The 17,187-nt window shown below is 43.5% G+C and carries 13 protein-coding genes and 1 riboswitch; of the genes, 6 read left to right on the top strand and 7 right to left on the bottom strand.

Annotated features, from left to right (window positions below):
* Window positions 1–198: 198 nt before the first annotated feature.
* Window positions 199–996, top strand: coding sequence for an alpha/beta fold hydrolase (locus OCV30_RS05745; RefSeq protein WP_009846349.1), 798 nt, complete (start codon window positions 199–201; stop codon window positions 994–996).
* 128 nt (window positions 997–1,124) lie between these two features.
* Here OCV30_RS05745 and OCV30_RS05750 read toward each other — a convergent pair whose 3' ends face one another.
* From OCV30_RS05750 to torD, 5 genes are all read right to left on the bottom strand, one after another.
* Window positions 1,125–1,442, bottom strand: coding sequence for a putative signal transducing protein (locus OCV30_RS05750; RefSeq protein WP_009846350.1), 318 nt, complete (start codon window positions 1,440–1,442; stop codon window positions 1,125–1,127).
* A 118-nt stretch (window positions 1,443–1,560) separates the two neighbouring features.
* Complete coding sequence (locus OCV30_RS05755; protein WP_065678756.1) at window positions 1,561–2,241, bottom strand: TVP38/TMEM64 family protein; 681 nt, start codon at window positions 2,239–2,241, stop codon at window positions 1,561–1,563.
* Between the two features lie 154 nt (window positions 2,242–2,395).
* Window positions 2,396–2,986 (bottom strand): TfoX/Sxy family DNA transformation protein, encoded by a 591-nt coding sequence (locus OCV30_RS05760; RefSeq protein ID WP_009846352.1) that lies wholly within the window; start codon window positions 2,984–2,986, stop codon window positions 2,396–2,398.
* A 127-nt stretch (window positions 2,987–3,113) separates the two neighbouring features.
* Window positions 3,114–3,199, bottom strand: a riboswitch (cyclic di-GMP riboswitch).
* 170 nt (window positions 3,200–3,369) lie between these two features.
* Entirely contained in the window at window positions 3,370–4,374 is a 1,005-nt protein-coding gene (gene purR / locus OCV30_RS05765) for an HTH-type transcriptional repressor PurR (protein WP_017099945.1), read from the bottom strand.
* Between the two features lie 318 nt (window positions 4,375–4,692).
* Entirely contained in the window at window positions 4,693–5,340 is a 648-nt protein-coding gene (torD, locus tag OCV30_RS05770) for a molecular chaperone TorD (RefSeq protein WP_012603615.1), read from the bottom strand.
* 287 nt (window positions 5,341–5,627) lie between these two features.
* Between torD and torR the strand changes: the two genes are divergently transcribed.
* On the top strand, window positions 5,628–6,341 hold the full coding sequence (gene torR / locus OCV30_RS05775; protein WP_009846355.1) for a two-component system response regulator TorR: 714 nt from the start codon (window positions 5,628–5,630) through the stop codon (window positions 6,339–6,341).
* 91 nt (window positions 6,342–6,432) lie between these two features.
* Here torR and elyC read toward each other — a convergent pair whose 3' ends face one another.
* Window positions 6,433–7,239, bottom strand: a complete 807-nt coding sequence (gene elyC, locus OCV30_RS05780; RefSeq protein WP_065678755.1) for an envelope biogenesis factor ElyC — start codon at window positions 7,237–7,239, stop codon at window positions 6,433–6,435.
* A 115-nt stretch (window positions 7,240–7,354) separates the two neighbouring features.
* Here elyC and cmoM point away from each other — a divergent pair, with 115 nt between their 5' ends.
* From cmoM to mukB, 4 genes are all read left to right on the top strand, one after another.
* The gene (gene cmoM, locus OCV30_RS05785; RefSeq protein WP_065678754.1) at window positions 7,355–8,140 is read left to right on the top strand and encodes a tRNA uridine 5-oxyacetic acid(34) methyltransferase CmoM; all 786 of its coding nucleotides are present in this window, start codon (window positions 7,355–7,357) and stop codon (window positions 8,138–8,140) included.
* A gap of 124 nt (window positions 8,141–8,264) precedes the next feature.
* Window positions 8,265–9,602, top strand: a complete 1,338-nt coding sequence (gene mukF, locus OCV30_RS05790) for a chromosome partition protein MukF (protein ID WP_065678753.1) — start codon at window positions 8,265–8,267, stop codon at window positions 9,600–9,602.
* Entirely contained in the window at window positions 9,583–10,389 is an 807-nt protein-coding gene (gene mukE, locus OCV30_RS05795) for a chromosome partition protein MukE (RefSeq protein WP_065678752.1), read from the top strand. The genes mukF and mukE overlap by 20 nt, the downstream gene beginning before the upstream one ends.
* Window positions 10,386–14,840: a chromosome partition protein MukB gene (gene mukB / locus OCV30_RS05800; RefSeq protein WP_065678751.1), complete on the top strand. Its 4,455-nt coding sequence runs from the start codon at window positions 10,386–10,388 to the stop codon at window positions 14,838–14,840. Before mukE ends, mukB begins: the two co-directional genes overlap by 4 nt.
* Window positions 14,841–15,178: 338 nt before the next feature.
* Here mukB and OCV30_RS05805 read toward each other — a convergent pair whose 3' ends face one another.
* Window positions 15,179–17,071 carry a methyl-accepting chemotaxis protein gene (locus OCV30_RS05805; RefSeq protein WP_017097716.1) on the bottom strand — a complete coding sequence of 631 codons (1,893 nt, stop codon included), beginning with the start codon at window positions 17,069–17,071 and terminating at the stop codon, window positions 15,179–15,181.
* Window positions 17,072–17,187 lie beyond the last annotated feature (116 nt).

Genomic DNA, 17,187 nt, shown 5'->3' on the forward strand with positions numbered 1-17,187 from the left:
GTTTTCTGGTCAGATCACATCACGTTTCCAAAGACAAAGCTTGCAAACTCATTTTAGTCAGGTAGAAAAGGTGGTCAGGTATTCACATGACTAGTGTTGGGTTTGACACTATTATCACTTAAAATTCTTAATTGCGTGATATCCTTAGTCATCGCCTTGTGATGAGGCTTAGCTCCATAAATAAATTAAGCGATAGGTATGTCTGAGAGTTTATTATTTCATAAAACATTTACTCACCCTACGAGTGATGAGTGGGTTGTGTTTGTGCATGGCGCAGGGGGCAGTTCCTCCATTTGGTTTAAGCAGATCAAAGCGTATAAACAGCATTTCAACTTGCTTCTCATTGACTTGAGAGGGCACGGTAAATCAGACAACATACTTAAAGATCTGATTTCGAACCGTTATACGTTCAAATCAGTAACGCTCGATATTCTTAAAGTGTTAGATCATCTAAAAATCCGATCCGCACACTTTGTGGGTATGTCTTTGGGTACAATTATCGTTCGTAACGTGGCCGAACTGGCGGCAAGCAGAGTACGTTCGATGGTGCTTGGTGGTGCTGTCACTAAACTCAACACTCGATCTCAAGTCTTAATCAAATTAGGAAACCTGAGTAAGCACATCATTCCTTATATGTGGCTATACAGCCTTTTTGCTTATGTTGTGATGCCGCAAAAAAGTCAGAAAGAATCACGTCACCTGTTTATCCGCGAAGCGAAAAAGCTGTGCCAAAAAGAGTTCAAGCGCTGGTTTATCCTCACGGCTGATGTGAACCCACTGATGAAATACTTTAAAGACAGGGAGTTGCCGATTCCGACTTTGTATTTGATGGGCGAGCGCGATTACATGTTCATCAAACCCGTTAAAGAAATGGTCGAAGCGCACGAGTCGAGCGAGTTGGTAGAAATTGCCAACTGTGGGCATGTATGTAATGTAGAAAATCCTGAAGAATTCAATCAACAATCAATCGCTTTTATCCAAAAGCAAATTCAGTGATTCTCTGGGTTGGTTATCAGACTAGATGATCCAATAGAATTAAAATAAAACGGGAAGCTAATTTAGCTTCTCGTTTTTATTTGGAGGAGGTATTTGATCGAATCGTGTCTGTAATAACTGAAACTCTGCTATTCAGGCGAAGCAGCGCCGCACTGCCAACAAGACCCGAATTGTGCTTCATTGATTTCATGACACTCACCACAACGCCACTCTTCATAGATGATCGAATCTTGCTGTTTTTGGTAGTCATTGACGATCGTGCGGGCTTTACTAGCGAGTTCTGGCTCATATAACCATACGTAAGGGTCTGTATCTTCGGTAAATGGGATTTCACCTTTTAAACCAAACAAACCCTCACCACGGACTTCACACGCAATATTCTCACTTTCTAACAATCCACAGATGATATGAGCTTCTGTCGGATTCGATGCACTGAAGATTTTCATTGAAATAGAACCTTATTTGGCTGCATGCGTTATTTAGTTATTTAGTTATTTAGTTATTTAGTTATTTAGTTATTTAGTTATTTAGTTATTTAGTTATTTAGTTATTTAGCTATATACGTTACTCAGCGACAGGTGCTGAGCGAAATTTGTTCATCAACCATTTAGCAATAATTGGGAACACACCCAGTAAGGCAAATGACAACAGTACTGAGGGAGACACGATACCCGAAAGTGAATCAATTTCTGCGAGTTGAGTTCCGGCATTCAAGAAAACGGCGGTACCCGGCAACATACCGATTTGGCTAGTAATATAGTAACGACTCACCGACATCGGTGTTAGACCCATCAATAGATTGATAAGGAAAAACGGGAAAACAGGAATTAGACGTAGCGAGAATAAGTAAAATGCACCGTCTTTTTCAACGCCCTTATTGATGGTAGCTAACTTGTCGCCAAACTTGGTTTGGATCCAGTCACGTAACAAGTAACGGCTACTTAAGAAGGCGAGGGTTGCGCCAATAGCGCTCGCGAAAGACACCAGCAGTAAACTGTTCCAAAACCCAAACAGCGCTGCGCCTAACAGCGTAACAACGGCGGCGCCAGGAATTGAGAAAGCCGTAATCATGACATACGCGACAAAGTAGATAGCGGCAGCGGCAATGAAATTGCTCTCGATGTAGTCATTCAAAACAGCTTGCTGGGCTTTTGCATTTTCAAGCGTTAAGTACTGGCCGAAATTGACGCCTAACAAGATGATGGTTATGACCAACACAATACCCAATATCATTTTTTTACTCATTGATACTTCCTCTAAATTTTCAATGCATACCATTAGTTTTTCAATGTATACGATTAGTATAGATAGACAGGCAAAGCATAGAATAACTTTCACCAGATATAAAAAAAGCCGCAAAAATGCGGCTTAGTTATCTAGATAGTTTGCACTGACAATGTTAATTGACGTGATTGATAAGCTCTTCACGACGTTGCTGCGGTATAACAGACCAATGTGTACCATTGATCGCGCCTTCTAGCGCCCATAACAGTTCAATACTGACAGAAGACGCGTGCGATTCTTTGATGGCGTTAAATGCGTTTACAGAGCCAGATTCATATAAACGTTCTACAGAATCGATCCCTGCCTTTTTCAACATCCGCTCGGTGGCGAGTCGAAGGTTAGGCAGATCTTTGAGTCGAGTTGGTTTAGCAGAAGATTGTTCAGCTTTCTCTTCTTTAGCAAAACCTAAAGACGTAGTCGCAAGCTGCAAGATTTTCTCTTGGTCTTGCCATAAGCCTTCAGGTAAAGCGAAATATTTAGTAACGACAGGAAAACCACGTTTTTTGTAGACGTACGGTTGAAATCCTTGTTGTTCGAATTGTTGCGTTGTGCATTTGTCAGCTCGTATATGCAACTGGTCATTCACAACCAGGGCAAACATAGTGTCATCAGCAAAAAGCCCGAATCCACCAAACATTGAGCGTGACTTAATTTTTCCTAGGGGCTCAAATAATTTCATTGAGTCCTTTAGTATCGGTTTATCCATGTTATTTATCTCGGTGTATTTGAACTACGCCACCAAATAAGCAGGTCCGAGAGATTAGCAAAATGTTGCAATTAAATTGTCAATAGGCTGTAAATTACTAAAGTATTAGTAGTTACTGCATTTTGCCATCGGTAACCCCGCTACCATACCAACGAGTGGTTTAGGCCGGAAGCTTTGCGTCCCACTTTTTCAAGTGGTTTGCCCTGTGCGTGACTGGGTTATTAGAATAAAGTTTTTGTTGAATTAGGCTCACACTTCTTATTTCAAAATGTGATGTTGCTTCAATTAATGATCTTTGAATTATGCATGCAAGTGCACTTTGTTTGTTGAAAAAAAAAACGCACCTAAAGGTGCGCTTGATTAAACTAAACTCATTACATCAATTAATTTAACGTTTTAACTGTACTTCGCTCAACAATTTCAGGGTGCATTTCGAAGACGCGTTTCTCGTGGTCTTTGTCTTTTATACGCTCTAGTAGTATTTCGAATGCATTTTTACCAACACGGCGCTTAGGTTGGTGAACCGTCGTTAACGGTGGAGAGAAGTATTCAGCCAATTCTATGTTGTCGTAACCGATCACTGAGATATCTTCAGGAATACGAATGCCTTTTTCTTGTAATCGACTCATCAGTCCTAATGCCATCGTGTCGTTAAAACAGAATACTGCGGTAGGACGATCTTTCATCTCAATGATTTGGTCAGCAGCAATCACAGCTGTGTCACATTCAAAGTTGCCTTCGATGATCATATTTTCATCGGCAGTAATCTTCGCTTCATTGAGTGCGCGCTTGTAACCTGAGATGCGTTCAACACACGCTGCTTTGTCTAAGTGGCCACTTAAACATGCAATCTTGGAGTGACCGCGCTCAATGAGGTATTTGGTTGCTAGGTAGCCACCTTCTTCAGAGTTATCGATGATCTTATCAGCCTGAGAGCTTTCAGGGCCCCAGTCCATGATAACTTTAGGGATGTCTGCGTGACGGTCTAACATCTCTCTTAGTTCTTCAGTCAGGTCAGAACACATAACTAAGATGCCATCTACACGTTTCTCTGCAAGCATTCGAATGTAGTCACGTTGCTTTTCGTAGATACCGCCCGTATTGCACAAGATCAAAGTGTAACCTTGACGGTAGCAGTAGCTCTCAACACCATCGATAACTTCAGAGAAGAATAGGTTAGTTGATTGAGTCACTAGCATACCGATGGTGCGTGTTGTATTGCACTTCAAACTACGAGCAACGGCACTTGGCGCATAGTTCAGTTCGTCTACGGCTTTGTTTACTTTTTCTTGAGTCGCTTCAGCAACAAAGCGAGTTTTGTTGATTACGTGAGAAACGGTTGTTGTTGATACGCCGGCTAAGCGTGCGACATCTTTTATAGTGGCCATGTTTTTATCCTATTAGAAGCTACTTTCCCAAAGTACGGAATGAAGTAGCCGTTAAGCTACCTAACTAAGAGCTTAAATTTGTAGGGCTCTTTGGGTACTAAAGTGCTAAAAAACAAAAAACCGCTATTGAGCGGCTTGTCTTAACACCGAAATGCTCTGAACTTCAATAAGTGTAGCATTTCGTGAATGTTTCATATTTTATCGTTTGCGGTCACAATTTTAGACTGACTAGAAATTACTCGCAATAAAATTCACCCAGAAATCCGGGTGAATGGTCACAATTCTATTGAATTTATTTATCGAGTCGTCAAAAAAAGCTTATTCGCCCGCTAGGTATTGAGTGTCTAATTTACAGAATGCCAATAGCAGAGATGAGACTGAAGCGTAGAAACCGAATGTGTCAATGTCATGACATTTAACGTTGAACTTTGGTACCCAAGTAAGCAGTTGCTGTTCGATAAATTGCTGTTGAACAGCGAAGGATTTCTCTAGTTCTTCTTCAAGTTCAGTTTCGTTCGAACGAATGATTAGATTACCTAGGAAATCGAGTTCGATAGCAATGTGGTCAGCTGGCTCTTTTAGGTCTTGGTTAACCACTAAGTTGTGTTTAGCCATGATCTCTTCCATATCTTTTGCTGGCTTATCGTTCAAAAGGCCAGTCTGGCCGATATACATAGAAGCGTAAGGAAGTGCGCCATGTTTATCAGTCTTTAAGAATAAGTCACAGAAGTCAGCAGACAATTCTAATTGAGCATCTTCACGTGTTTGTAGACGGTTTAGCGCATCCACTAAGCTATCAATCGCCGGCTTTAGTGTTTCATTTTCACCTAAACCAGTTAGGAAAGAACGAATTTCAACAGAGTGGTAGTGATCGAGTTCTTCTTGAGTGAGCTCTTTAGCGAACAAGCTTGATAGCCACCAGTATATTTCTGCTCGTTGTTCGTTGAATGCTTTCGTATCTTTCATTTCTTAGATCCTGATTTAGTCTTGTGGTGTGTGTATACCTAGCATCGTCGAGTGATTTGGGTATAGGCACACCAAGGCTGAATAACAAGGTTATTTGCGAAACGCAAAGTTACTCGTTAGTAGTAATGCCTATATTGAATTGCGATGGGAGACAAATAGCAAGGTTTAAGATTGTCTTGTATCAAAAAAAAATCATGTTTCTGGCTTTTATCTTCTGTAGTACTAGAATTGTTACGAGTTATGAATAGAATGGTCACTGAAACTATTAAATAAGAAAAGTGGTGTAGATGAGCTATCACGTATTAGTCGTAGAAGATGATGTGGTAACCCGCAGTAAACTGGTTGGATATTTCCAGAACGAAGGTTACACAGTGAGCGAAGCTGAAAGCGGGGCTCAAATGAGAAAAATGTTAGAAGAAAATAACGTTGACCTCATTATGTTAGACATCAACTTGCCAGGCGAAGATGGATTGATGCTAACTCGCGAATTACGCAGTCAATCAGACATTGGAATAATTTTAGTTACTGGACGCACGGATAGCATTGACAAGATCGTTGGCCTTGAAATGGGCGCAGACGATTACGTTACTAAACCCTTCGAACTTCGCGAGTTGTTGGTTCGAGTTAAAAACCTCTTGTGGCGTATTTCGGCTGCTCGTAAAACTGCAGCGGTTGCGGTAGAACAAACAGAAGACGAATCTGTGGTTCGTTTTGGTGAATGGACGTTTGATATACCTCGCCGTGCGTTAAGCAAGAACAGCGAGCCGGTGAAATTGACCAAAGCTGAATATGAACTATTGGTTGCACTCTCTTCTTACCCTAACCAAGTATTAAGCCGTGAACGTATTTTGAATATGATCAGCCATCGAGTAGACGCGCCGAATGACCGCACTATCGACGTGTTAATCCGTCGTATGCGTGCAAAAATGGAGTTTGACCCTAAGAACCCACAAATTTTTGTGACGGTTCACGGTGAAGGTTACATGTTTGCTGGTGACTAATTTTCCGTGGAAAGCTGGTTTCAGTAACGATACTTGAACGTAAAAAAACCGAGACATCAATGATGCCTCGGTTTTTTTGTTACTGAACTTTTTAATTGTTTATTATCGGAGTACTGCTCTCGACAGGGTCATTACTTGTGTCTAGCCAATCTCGCAAGCTTTGCCAAACCAATCCCATCGTCTCATGCCAATAGCGCTCAGTCTGCTCGAGATAGATAGCCTTAGGCATATACTTATTCCATGGTTCAACAATGCCTTCTTGTGCAAGGTAGTTGGTTGGTGCTGGTAATGGTTTCATGCCCGCGGCATTGAATTCATTAAGGGCGCGAGTCATATGGCTAGCTGATGTCACGAGCACCATTTTCTTATTCTTAACAAATGCAGCGGCTTGGCGAGCTTCTTCCCACGTATCTTTCGCAGTTTCAAGCAGAATGATATCGGGTTTTGCCACGCCGAGTGCTAGCGCTACTTTAGCCATCATTTTTGCGTTGCTCACCTCAGTGCCTGCGCCATAACCAGACAAAATGAGTTTAGCTCCAGGGTAAAGACGTAAGATACGAATCCCTTCACTTAAGCGCATCAGACCGGTGCGGCTAAGTTCTGATGTTGGTGGGATTTGGTCATCAACAACGTGACCACTTCCAAGAACCATAATGTAATCGACGGTATCATCGATAGGTAAAAAAGCGGTGTGTTGCCTTTCCATTGGCATTAAAAGTTGACTAGAAACAGGCTGGAAAGCGATTAGGAAAATACCACAGAGGGCTGAAAGGGTAATTAGGCAACCTGTCTTCCTTTTTGCAGTAAACATCACTAGGGCTAAACCCAGAAAAGCGAGAATTAACATTGCTGGCAGTGGCATCAGTAACGAAGACACTACTTTTTTCAGCTCAAACATATCCGAATAGTCCGAAAAAACATCACTTAGTAGTAAAAAGAGACATCGCCTCTTTATTCCTGAAATTCCTGTGACAGAATAGCAGGCACGATAGGACATAATAACTCAAGTAGCCGTGACTGAAGACCGTAATTTCGACGATATTGCCCACAAATTTGCAAAAAACATATACGGCTCTGACAAAGGAGAGATCCGTCAGTGCATCGTATGGGAAGATTTAGAACAAGCTTTGAGCAAGTTTGAGCAATCCGCTTCGCCGTTGCATGTGCTTGATGCCGGTGGTGGACTTGCACAGATGTCACAAAAAATTGCGACACTAGGCCACAACGTTTCTTTGTGCGACCTCTCTTCTGAAATGTTGAAGCTCGCAGAAGAAAGTATCAGCGAAGCGGGTTTGCTCGATCAATATCGATTTATTCATTCACCGGTACAAAAAGTGGCAGAGCATCTCGAAGAGAAAGTCGATTTTGTGATGTTTCATGCCGTAATGGAATGGTTAGCAGACCCTAAACAGGCACTTGATTTATTGTTGGAACAAGTAAAACCCGGTGGTATTGCCTCGATAATGTTTTACAACCACCATGGTTTAGTCCTGAAAAATGTGATTTGTGGCAACATTCCTCATGTATTGAATGGGATGCCACATCGAAAAAGGTTTAAGCTGCAACCACAAAAAGGCTTGAAGCCTGAAGAGGTTTATCAATGGATAGAAGACGCTGGTCTAGATATCTGTGGTAAATCAGGTATTCGCTCTTTCAGTGACTACATAGGTAATATGGAGTACATGGGCGATTACCAATTTGAAGATGTGTTGGAACTAGAGAAACAGCTATGTCGCCAAGAGCCATATCTGTCGCTAGGCCGTTATATTCACGTTTGGGCTCAAAAACCTGCGCAATAACAGCGGTGAATGTGGTAAAAGAAGCCACAACATGCGCTATGCCATCGTAAGAAGCCGCGTCATAAAGAAATAGGCGTCATATCTAATACGTTCGATATGACGAACAACAGTAACAGGAACCACAATGAGTGAAATGACTCAAACTGCCGAAGAGCAGCCAATTGATGAGTTGGTGGGCTGGGTCAAGCAGCATGATTTTTCATTAAACTTGCCACCAGAGCGCTTAGCATTTTTGATTGCTATCGCCGTACTAAGCAATGAAAGGTTCGATGAAGAGTTGGGCGAGGGTGAACTGCACGATGCATTCACTATTGTCACTCGACTGTTTGAAGATACTGGCGAAGCGTCTGCGTTTCGTGCCAACAACGCTATCAATGAGTTGGTTAAACAGAAGTTGATCAGCCGCTTTACCAGCGAAATCACAGATGGTGCAAGCATTTATCGCTTATCGCCATTGGCGATTGGTATCTCAGATTATTACTTACGTCACCGCCAGTTTTCTAAATTAAAACTGTCTATCCAGCTTTCTATGGTTGCCGATGAAATGGCAAAAGCCATTGAAGCCGCCCAGAAAGGTGGAACTCCAGGGCATTGGAGAAAGAATGTTTACGGCGTGCTCAAGTATTCTGTTGGCGAAATTTTTGATCAGATCGATCTCAACCAGCGGGTTATGGATGAACAGCAACAAACCGTCAAGCAGCAAATTGCGGATCTGTTAAATAAAGATTGGCGAGAAGCAATCAACAACTGTGAGTCTTTGCTATCAGAAACCTCAGCCACGCTAAAAGAGTTGCAAGACACCTTGCAAGCGGCGGGTGATGAACTGCAAACCCAGATTCTTGATATTCAAGAAATTGTTTATGGTGACGATGAGCTCGAGTTCGTTGGCGAAACCCTATTTGGTTTGCAAATGAAGCTAGACCGAATCACTAGTTGGGGCCAACAAGCGATTGATTTGTGGATCGGCTACGATCGCCACGTGCATAAATTTATCCGTACCGCGATCGATATGGATAAAAACCGTGCCTTTAGCCAACGCTTGCGTCAGTCAGTCACTGACTACTTTGATGCGCCTTGGTTATTGACCTACGCAGACGCAGAAAAACTCACGGATCTTCGCGATGAAGCACTTGTGCTCCGTGATGACGAAGTGATGGGGCAAGCCCCAATCGACGTAGAATACGAAGAATTTGAGCAAGTGAACGATCTACTTTCAGAACGAATCGCAGATATGTTGAAAGCTCACAAACAGCAAGGTGCGCCAATTGATCTTGGCCTTGTGCTGCGTGATTACCTCGCAGCGCACCCTCGCACACACCATTTTGATTTAGCCAGAATTGTTGTCGACCAAGCCGTTCGCTTAGGTTACTCAGAGTCTGACTATCAGGCTATTCAGCCAGATTGGCAGGCAATCAACGATTTCGGTGCAAAGGTACAAGCAAATGTCATTAACAAGTACTGATGATTACATGCCAGAGAAACTGGTAAAAGCGATAGCGAACCCATTGTTTCCTGCGCTAGATAGCATGTTGCGTTCAGGCAAGCATGTTTCAACAGAAGACCTCGATAACCATGCGTTGCTTTCTGATTTTGAAGTTGAGCTTCAGCATTTTTATCAACGCTACAATACGGAACTGGTAAAAGCGCCTGAAGGTTTCTTCTATCTGCGCCCGCGTTCTACGTCTTTAATTGGTCGTAGTGTGTTGTCTGAGCTCGACATGCTGGTTGGCAAAGTATTGTGTTTCTTATACCTAAGCCCAGAGCGTTTGGCTCATGAAGGCATCTTCACCAATCAAGAGTTATTTGATGAACTGATGTCGTTAGCGGATGAGAAAAAACTCATGAAGCTAGCAACCAACCGTGCGTCTGGTTCTGACTTAGACAAAGAAAAGCTGTTTGAAAAAGTACGTACTTCTTTACGCCGTTTACGTCGTATCGGCATGCTGATCGTAATTGGTGAAACAGGTAAATTCCGTATCAGCGAAGCGGTGTTCCGTTTTGGTGCGGACGTTCGTGTTGGCGATGATATGAAAGAAGCACAATTACGTCTTATTCGTGATGGCGAAGCTGTTGTTCATACTCAAGAGCCTAACCAAGGTAGCTTGTTGAATGAAGAACAAGCAGAAGCCGTATCAGAAATAGATTTAGACGTAGACGAAAACGGTCAACAAGATATTTTTAACGATCAAGCCGGCTTTGACCTTGAGTCAAACGATGGCGAACAAACAAAAGTAGAAGGTGAAGCATGATTGAAAGAGGTAAGTATCAATCATTAACCATGATCAACTGGAACGGCTTCTTTGCGCGTACTTTTGATATCGATGGATTGGTTACAACGCTTTCTGGCGGTAACGGTGCGGGTAAGTCGACCACAATGGCGGCATTCATCACTGCACTTATTCCTGACCAAAGCCTTCTGCATTTCCGTAACACAACGGAAGCGGGTAGCTCACAGTCATCACGCGATAAAGGCCTTTACGGTAAGCTTCAGCCGGGTGCATGTTATGCCGCGCTAGATGTTGTGAACTCTCGTAATCAACGCCTATTGTTTGCAGTAAAACTGCAGCAAGTTGCGGGTCGTGATAAGAAGGTCGACATCAAACCGTTTGTAATCCAAGGCCTTCCAAGCCATGTGAAGCCAACGGATGTATTGATTCAGAACGTTTCAAACAGCCACGCTCGTGTGTGTCAACTGAACGACGTGAAAGCAGCGGTAGCGCAATATGAAGGGGCGTACTTTAAAGCTTTCTCTTCGATTGTTGATTACCACTCACAGATGTTTGAGTACGGTGTTGTTCCTAAGAAACTGCGTAACAGCAGTGACCGTTCTAAGTTCTACCGTTTGATTGAAGCATCACTTTACGGCGGTATCTCAAGTGCGATTACACGTTCTCTGCGTGATTACCTTCTACCGCAAAATGGCGGTGTGAAGAAAGCATTCCAAGATATGGAATCAGCACTGCGCGAAAACCGCATGACGCTAGAAGCGATCAAAACGACTCAGTCGGATCGTGACCTGTTCAAGCACTTGATCACTGAATCTACGAACTACGTGGCAGCAGATTACATGCGCCATGCCAACGATCGTCGTAACAAGCTTGATCAAACCATGAAGTTCCGTGGTGAACTGTTTGGTTCTCGCGAAACCTTGCTTGATCAAAACAACTTGTTGAACCGCGTTCAAGAAGAGCTTGAGTTGTTGGTCGATCAAGAATCGGCACTAGAGCAAGACTATCAAGCGGCGTCGGATCATCTTCAATTGGTTCAAACTGCACTTCGTCAGCAAGAGAAAATTGCTCGCTATAGCGAAGATCTAGAAGAGCTTAATGAGCGTCTAGAAGAGCAGATGATGGTGGTTGAAGAAGCTCAAGAACGAGTACTTCTTGCTGAAGAACAGGCAACCATTACTGAAGAAGAAGTGGATAGCCTGAAAACTCAGCTTGCTGACTACCAACAAGCGTTGGATGTTCAGCAGACTCGTGCACTTCAATACCAACAAGCAGTTCAAGCGTTAGAAAAAACCAAGCAGTTGCTGGGTGACGACTCTATTACCGCAGAAAGCGCATTAACTTTGGTTTCTGAGCTAAAAGCACAAGAAGAATCAAGCACTCAAACGCTACTGTCGACTAAACATAAGCTAGACATGTCTTCTGCTGCCTCTGCACAATTCGACAAAGCGCTGTCTCTTGTTAAAAGCATTGTTGGTGATGTTGAGCGTAAAGATGCCTCTCACAGCGCTAAACAAGCGTTAGAGAAAGGCCGTAACGCAAAACACGTTGTTGAAAACGAACAGCAGTGGCGTGCACAGCACCGCGATATGGCTCGTGATGTAGCACAGCAGCGTCAAGCAAAAGAGCTTGCGACTGAATACCAAAAGCAACACAACATCTCGCTGACTGATGAAGCGGTTTTCGATGAAGAACGTGAACGCCATGCAATGCAGATCGAGTCTCTTGAGTATGCTCAAGAAGAGCTGCGTGAAGCGAAGAGTGAGCAACGTCGTGTGCAACAAAACCAAGACCAAGAGATTCAAAAACTTGAGTCCATTGCTCCAGCGTGGATCACGGCGAACGATGCACTTGAAGCCCTAAGAGATCAAACAGAAGCTGAGCTAGAAGATAGCCAAGCAGTAATGACTCAAATGCAGCAAGTGCTTGAAGACGAGAAATCTCAAGCGGTAGCAAAAGATCAGTTGGCTACGCGCCGAGCTGAACTTGAGCAAGAGATTGAACGCTTAGCTTCTCCAGGTGGTTCTAACGATCCTCGCCTGAAAGGTCTAGCGGATACGCTTGGTGGCGTGCTGCTTTCTGAGATCTACGATGACATCACGATTGGCGATGCGCCGTACTTCAGTGCGATGTACGGCCCGGCTCGTCACGCAATTGTGGTTTCGGACCTTGATGGCATTAAAGAGAAGCTGGTGGATCTTGATGATTGTCCAGAAGATCTTTACATCCTAGAAGGTGATGTAGATGCGTTTGATGACAGCTCATTCAATGCCGATGAGCTTGAAGGTGCGGTGTGTGTTCAACTGAACGATCGTCAAATGCGTTACTCTCGCTTCCCTGAGATTCCACTGTTTGGTCGTGCAGCTCGTGAACAACGCCTTGAGAAACTGCGTGAAGAGCGTGATGTAGTCGTTGAAAACCACGCCAAAGCAGCGTTTGACTCTCAAAAACTGAATCGTCTATACCAAGCATTCAACAGTTTTGTTGCGAAGCACCTGCACGTTGCGTTCAACGCAGATCCAGAACAAGCACTGGCTGCTATTCGTGATAAGCGTAATCAAATTGTTCGCTCTCTGGCTGAGCTTGACTCTAAAGAGCAACAACAACGCAGTCAGCTTCTACAAAGCAAGCAGGCACTTGGTGCATTAGACAAACTCGCGCCTATGGTTCGTATTCTTGAAGACGAAACATTAGCTGAGCGTCTTGCTGAATTAGAAGCACAACTAGAGCGTTTGAGTGAAGCTAAGTCTTACCTGAACACTCACGGCAAAGCGCTTGCGTCATTAGAGCAAATCGTTTCTGCACTAGACGCTGACCCAGAGCAATTTGAAGCTTTGGAAGCGGAGTACCGTCAAGCAGACAACGCTCTGCAAACGCTAAAAGGCAAAGTGTTCGCACTGTCTGACCTGATTGAGCGTCGTCACTACTTTGCTTACGCAGACTCTGTTGACCTGCTTAACAAGAGCAGCGAACTGAGCGAGCAGTTGAAAGCGAAATTGGTTCAAGCAGAACAAGCACGAGCAAAAGGCCGTGATGGTTTGAAGCAAGCTCGCGAACAGATGAACCAGTACAACCAAGTATTGGCAGCGCTGAAGAGCTCACATCAAGCGAAGCAAGAGACGGTTCAAGAGTTTAAGCAAGAGCTTCAAGAGTTCGGTGTTAACGCTGATGAAGGTGCTGAAGAGCGCGCGGTTCGTCGTCGTGACGAGCTTCAAGAGCGTTTGCATACTTCTCGTAGCCGTAAGAGTGAATACGAACGCACGATTACCTCAACTGAACTTGAGATGAAAGCGCTGGCTAAGCGTCTTAAGAAAGTTCAGAAAGAGTACACAGAGCTTCGTACCTTCGTTGTTGCAGCAAAAGCCGGCTGGTGTTCAGTACTTCGTTTAGCTCGTGAGAATGACGTTGAACGTCGTCTGCACAAACGTGAACTGGCTTATCTAACGGCGGGCGAACTTCGCTCTATGTCGGATAAATCACTGGGTGCGCTACGTCTGGCTGTAGCTGACAATGACGACCTGCGTGATTCGCTGCGTCTCTCTGAAGACAACGCACATCCAGAGCGTAAGGTTCTGTTCTACATTGCGGTTTACCAACACCTTCGAGAGCGCATTCGCCAAGACATCATTCATACGGATGATCCGGTTGAAGCAATCGAAGAGATGGAAGTAGAGCTAGCTCGACTAACAGAAGAACTGACGCAGCGTGAAAACCGCTTAGCGATCAGCTCTGAGTCGGTAGCAAGTATCATAAAGAAAACGATTCAGCGCGAGCAGAACCGTATTCGTATGCTCAACCAAGGTCTGTCTAACATCTATTTTGGTCAGGTTAAGGGCGTGCGTCTGAACGTTAAGATCCGTGAAAGCCACGAGATTTTGCTATCAGGCTTAGCGACTCAACAAGAGCAACACAAAGACTTGTTTGAATCAACGCGCTTTACCTTCTCAGAAGCAATGGCGAAGTTGTTCCAACGTGTCAATCCGCATATCGATATGGGTCAACGTTCTCCACAAGTTCTTGGTGAAGAGTTACTGGATTACCGTAACTATCTAGAGTTAAGTGTTGAAGTTAACCGTGGTTCAGACGGTTGGTTACAAGCGGAATCGGGTGCATTGTCTACGGGTGAGGCGATCGGTACTGGTCAATCAATCCTATTGATGGTTATCCAGAGCTGGGAAGAAGAGTCTCGTCGACTTCGTAGTAAAGACATTGTTCCATGTCGTTTGTTGTTCCTTGATGAAGCCGCACGTCTGGATTCTAAGTCGATCTCTACGCTGTTTGAACTGTGTGACCGTTTAGGTATGCAACTTCTGATTGCAGCGCCAGAGAACATTAGCCCAGAGAAAGGTACTACCTACAAACTGGTACGTAAGGTTTTCAAAGATCACGAACACGTACACGTTGTTGGTCTGCGTGGTTTTGCTCAAAACAAACCGGTATCTCCTGTTCAAGAGCTTATCGAAACACCTTAGAAGCGTAATCTATCTACCTTAAATTAATGGCCTCGAAGTATACACTTCGGAGCTTTTTTTGTTTGGCAGCTTCACGGGTCTCGTATTCTTTTGGTGAGGGTGAGGGTGAGGGTGAGGGTGAGGGTGAGGGTGAGGGTGGTATTCCTGAGCTATTTATAATCACTGACTGTGATTGGTATGACTCAGCCAGAACTTATTACCATATAAAAAACCGCCTTCTCGGAAGAGAAGGCGGTTTTTACTTACGTTATCTTTTTCAAGCCGAAGGTTTTGATACCTAAGGTTTTGATACTAGGGCTTTAACGTATAGGTTGTCGGTACGTTTAGCTTGTCTAAGATTAGATCTTAAACATCTTTATCGTTTGATGCAGTTCGTCCGAAACATTATTAACATTTTGCGCTGTTTGAACATTTTGCTGGACGTCATCGACAGTCGCTCGCGCCAAATCATTTACATTCACTACATTTTCGTTGATTTCAACGGCTACTTGCGATTGTTCTTCCGCTGCCGCTGCAATCTGGTTGTTCATGTCTTGAATCGTCCCAATCTCATGCTGAATAGTATTAAGCATTTGACTCGCTTGATCTGACTTTTCACGAGTTACTTTAGCTGTTTCCGCATTTTCAACCATAAGCTCAACAGATTGTTTTGCTTGAGTTTGAAGTGATGAAATCATGGTTTGTATTTCGTTCGTGCTTTCTTGTGTTTTGTTAGCGAGGTTACGCACCTCGTCAGCCACAACGGCGAAACCGCGACCTTGCTCACCCGCTCGAGCTGCTTCAATTGCTGCGTTTAGTGCCAGCAAGTTTGTTTGCTCAGCAATACCTCGGATAACATCAAGTATGCTACCTACATTTTGAGTTTCTTTTTCAACACCAAGAATTGAATCTTGAACCTGCTCAATATTCGTTACAAGTAAGCTGATTTGTTGATTCATGTCACCCACAGTTTCAAGACCAGACTGAGATGAAAGGCTTGCTTCATTGGATGATGATGACGCCTGCATCGCATTTTGAGCCACTTCCGCAACAGTCGCGGTCATCTGATTCATCGCGGTTGCAACTTGCTCTAGCTGCATCATTTGTTCTTCTGATGAGGTGCTTAACTGATTTGACGAGGTCTCAAGAGATGAAGATTGTGATGAGAGAGAGTTTGAAGACTGCTCAATATTGCCAATAATGCCTTGGAGGTTACCTGCCATTTCAAGAGTTGAACGATAGATCCCTGTTTCGTCACCATTTAATTTAGGGATATTGGTCAGGTCTCCTGCCGAGATTCGACTAACAAGAGCTTCGATGTATTGCGGCTCTCCGCCAATAGGACGATACATTAATCGGGTGACTAATAAGAATGTTATTCCGGTTGCCATAACCGCGAAAATTAGACCAACTACAGTATTTATTTTCACCATCGCATTTGAAGGCGCTTCAATGTCGTCCCAACTTGCCCAAGCCCAGGTATTCCAACCTAATGACTCAATTTGAGACGAAACCACATAAAAGTCACCTTTATCTGGAACATTGTAAGAGTGCTCACTGGTCATCTTACTACCGTGTTCACGGTATGATGGTCGAAGATCGTAGATATTTTTACCAATAAAATCTTCATAGCTAGCGGCAACAAGGAAACCATCTTGGCGAGAGACAAATAAGTTTGGCTCTTCAGATAGCTCGTTTATATAGTCTGTAATATCACTCATTTTAAGACTAAGGCCAATAACTGCTTTCGTTTCGCCTCTGGCTTTAAAAGGAATAACAACCGACATGGTTAAATGCCCTGTTGTTGCTAGGTAAGGGTTAGTTACTGATCGTTTTGCACCTGAAAACCCAAGGTTGAACCATTCGCGTTGTTTTTGCTTAGCATTAAAATTAGGAATGATACCTTGATTTTTAACGTCGTAAGTTTTGCCATCAGGAAGACCGATGTAAATATTAAGAACACCAAGAGATTCTTTACTGTTCGTCATCATTTTCAACAGCATCGGGTTGATCATGATGTTACCGGATCTATCAGTATGGATACTGGTTGAAATGCTTTCCAAAGCGCCGAAATACGCTTCCATTTTCCCTTCGACAGCTTTGGCTACAAGAAACGATTTCGTAGACAAGTTATGACGGTAGTCATCCGTGGTGGCAGACTTAAATTCGAAATATCCTATCGTAGATATAACTAAAATCGTTAAACAGATTAGGCCGCTAATTGTTAGCATAATCTTATTTTTGACGGTCATCAGAGCATTTCCTTAACAGTTGTTGCTTATTTTATTGACTAAATTATCCGTATGCTAACATAGGGTTATAATTCATTTGCTGGTCGTTTTGTAAGGGAAAGTCGTTACAAATAGGC

The organism is Vibrio atlanticus (assembly GCF_024347315.1).
GTDB classification, from domain to species: Bacteria; Pseudomonadota; Gammaproteobacteria; order Enterobacterales; family Vibrionaceae; genus Vibrio; species Vibrio atlanticus.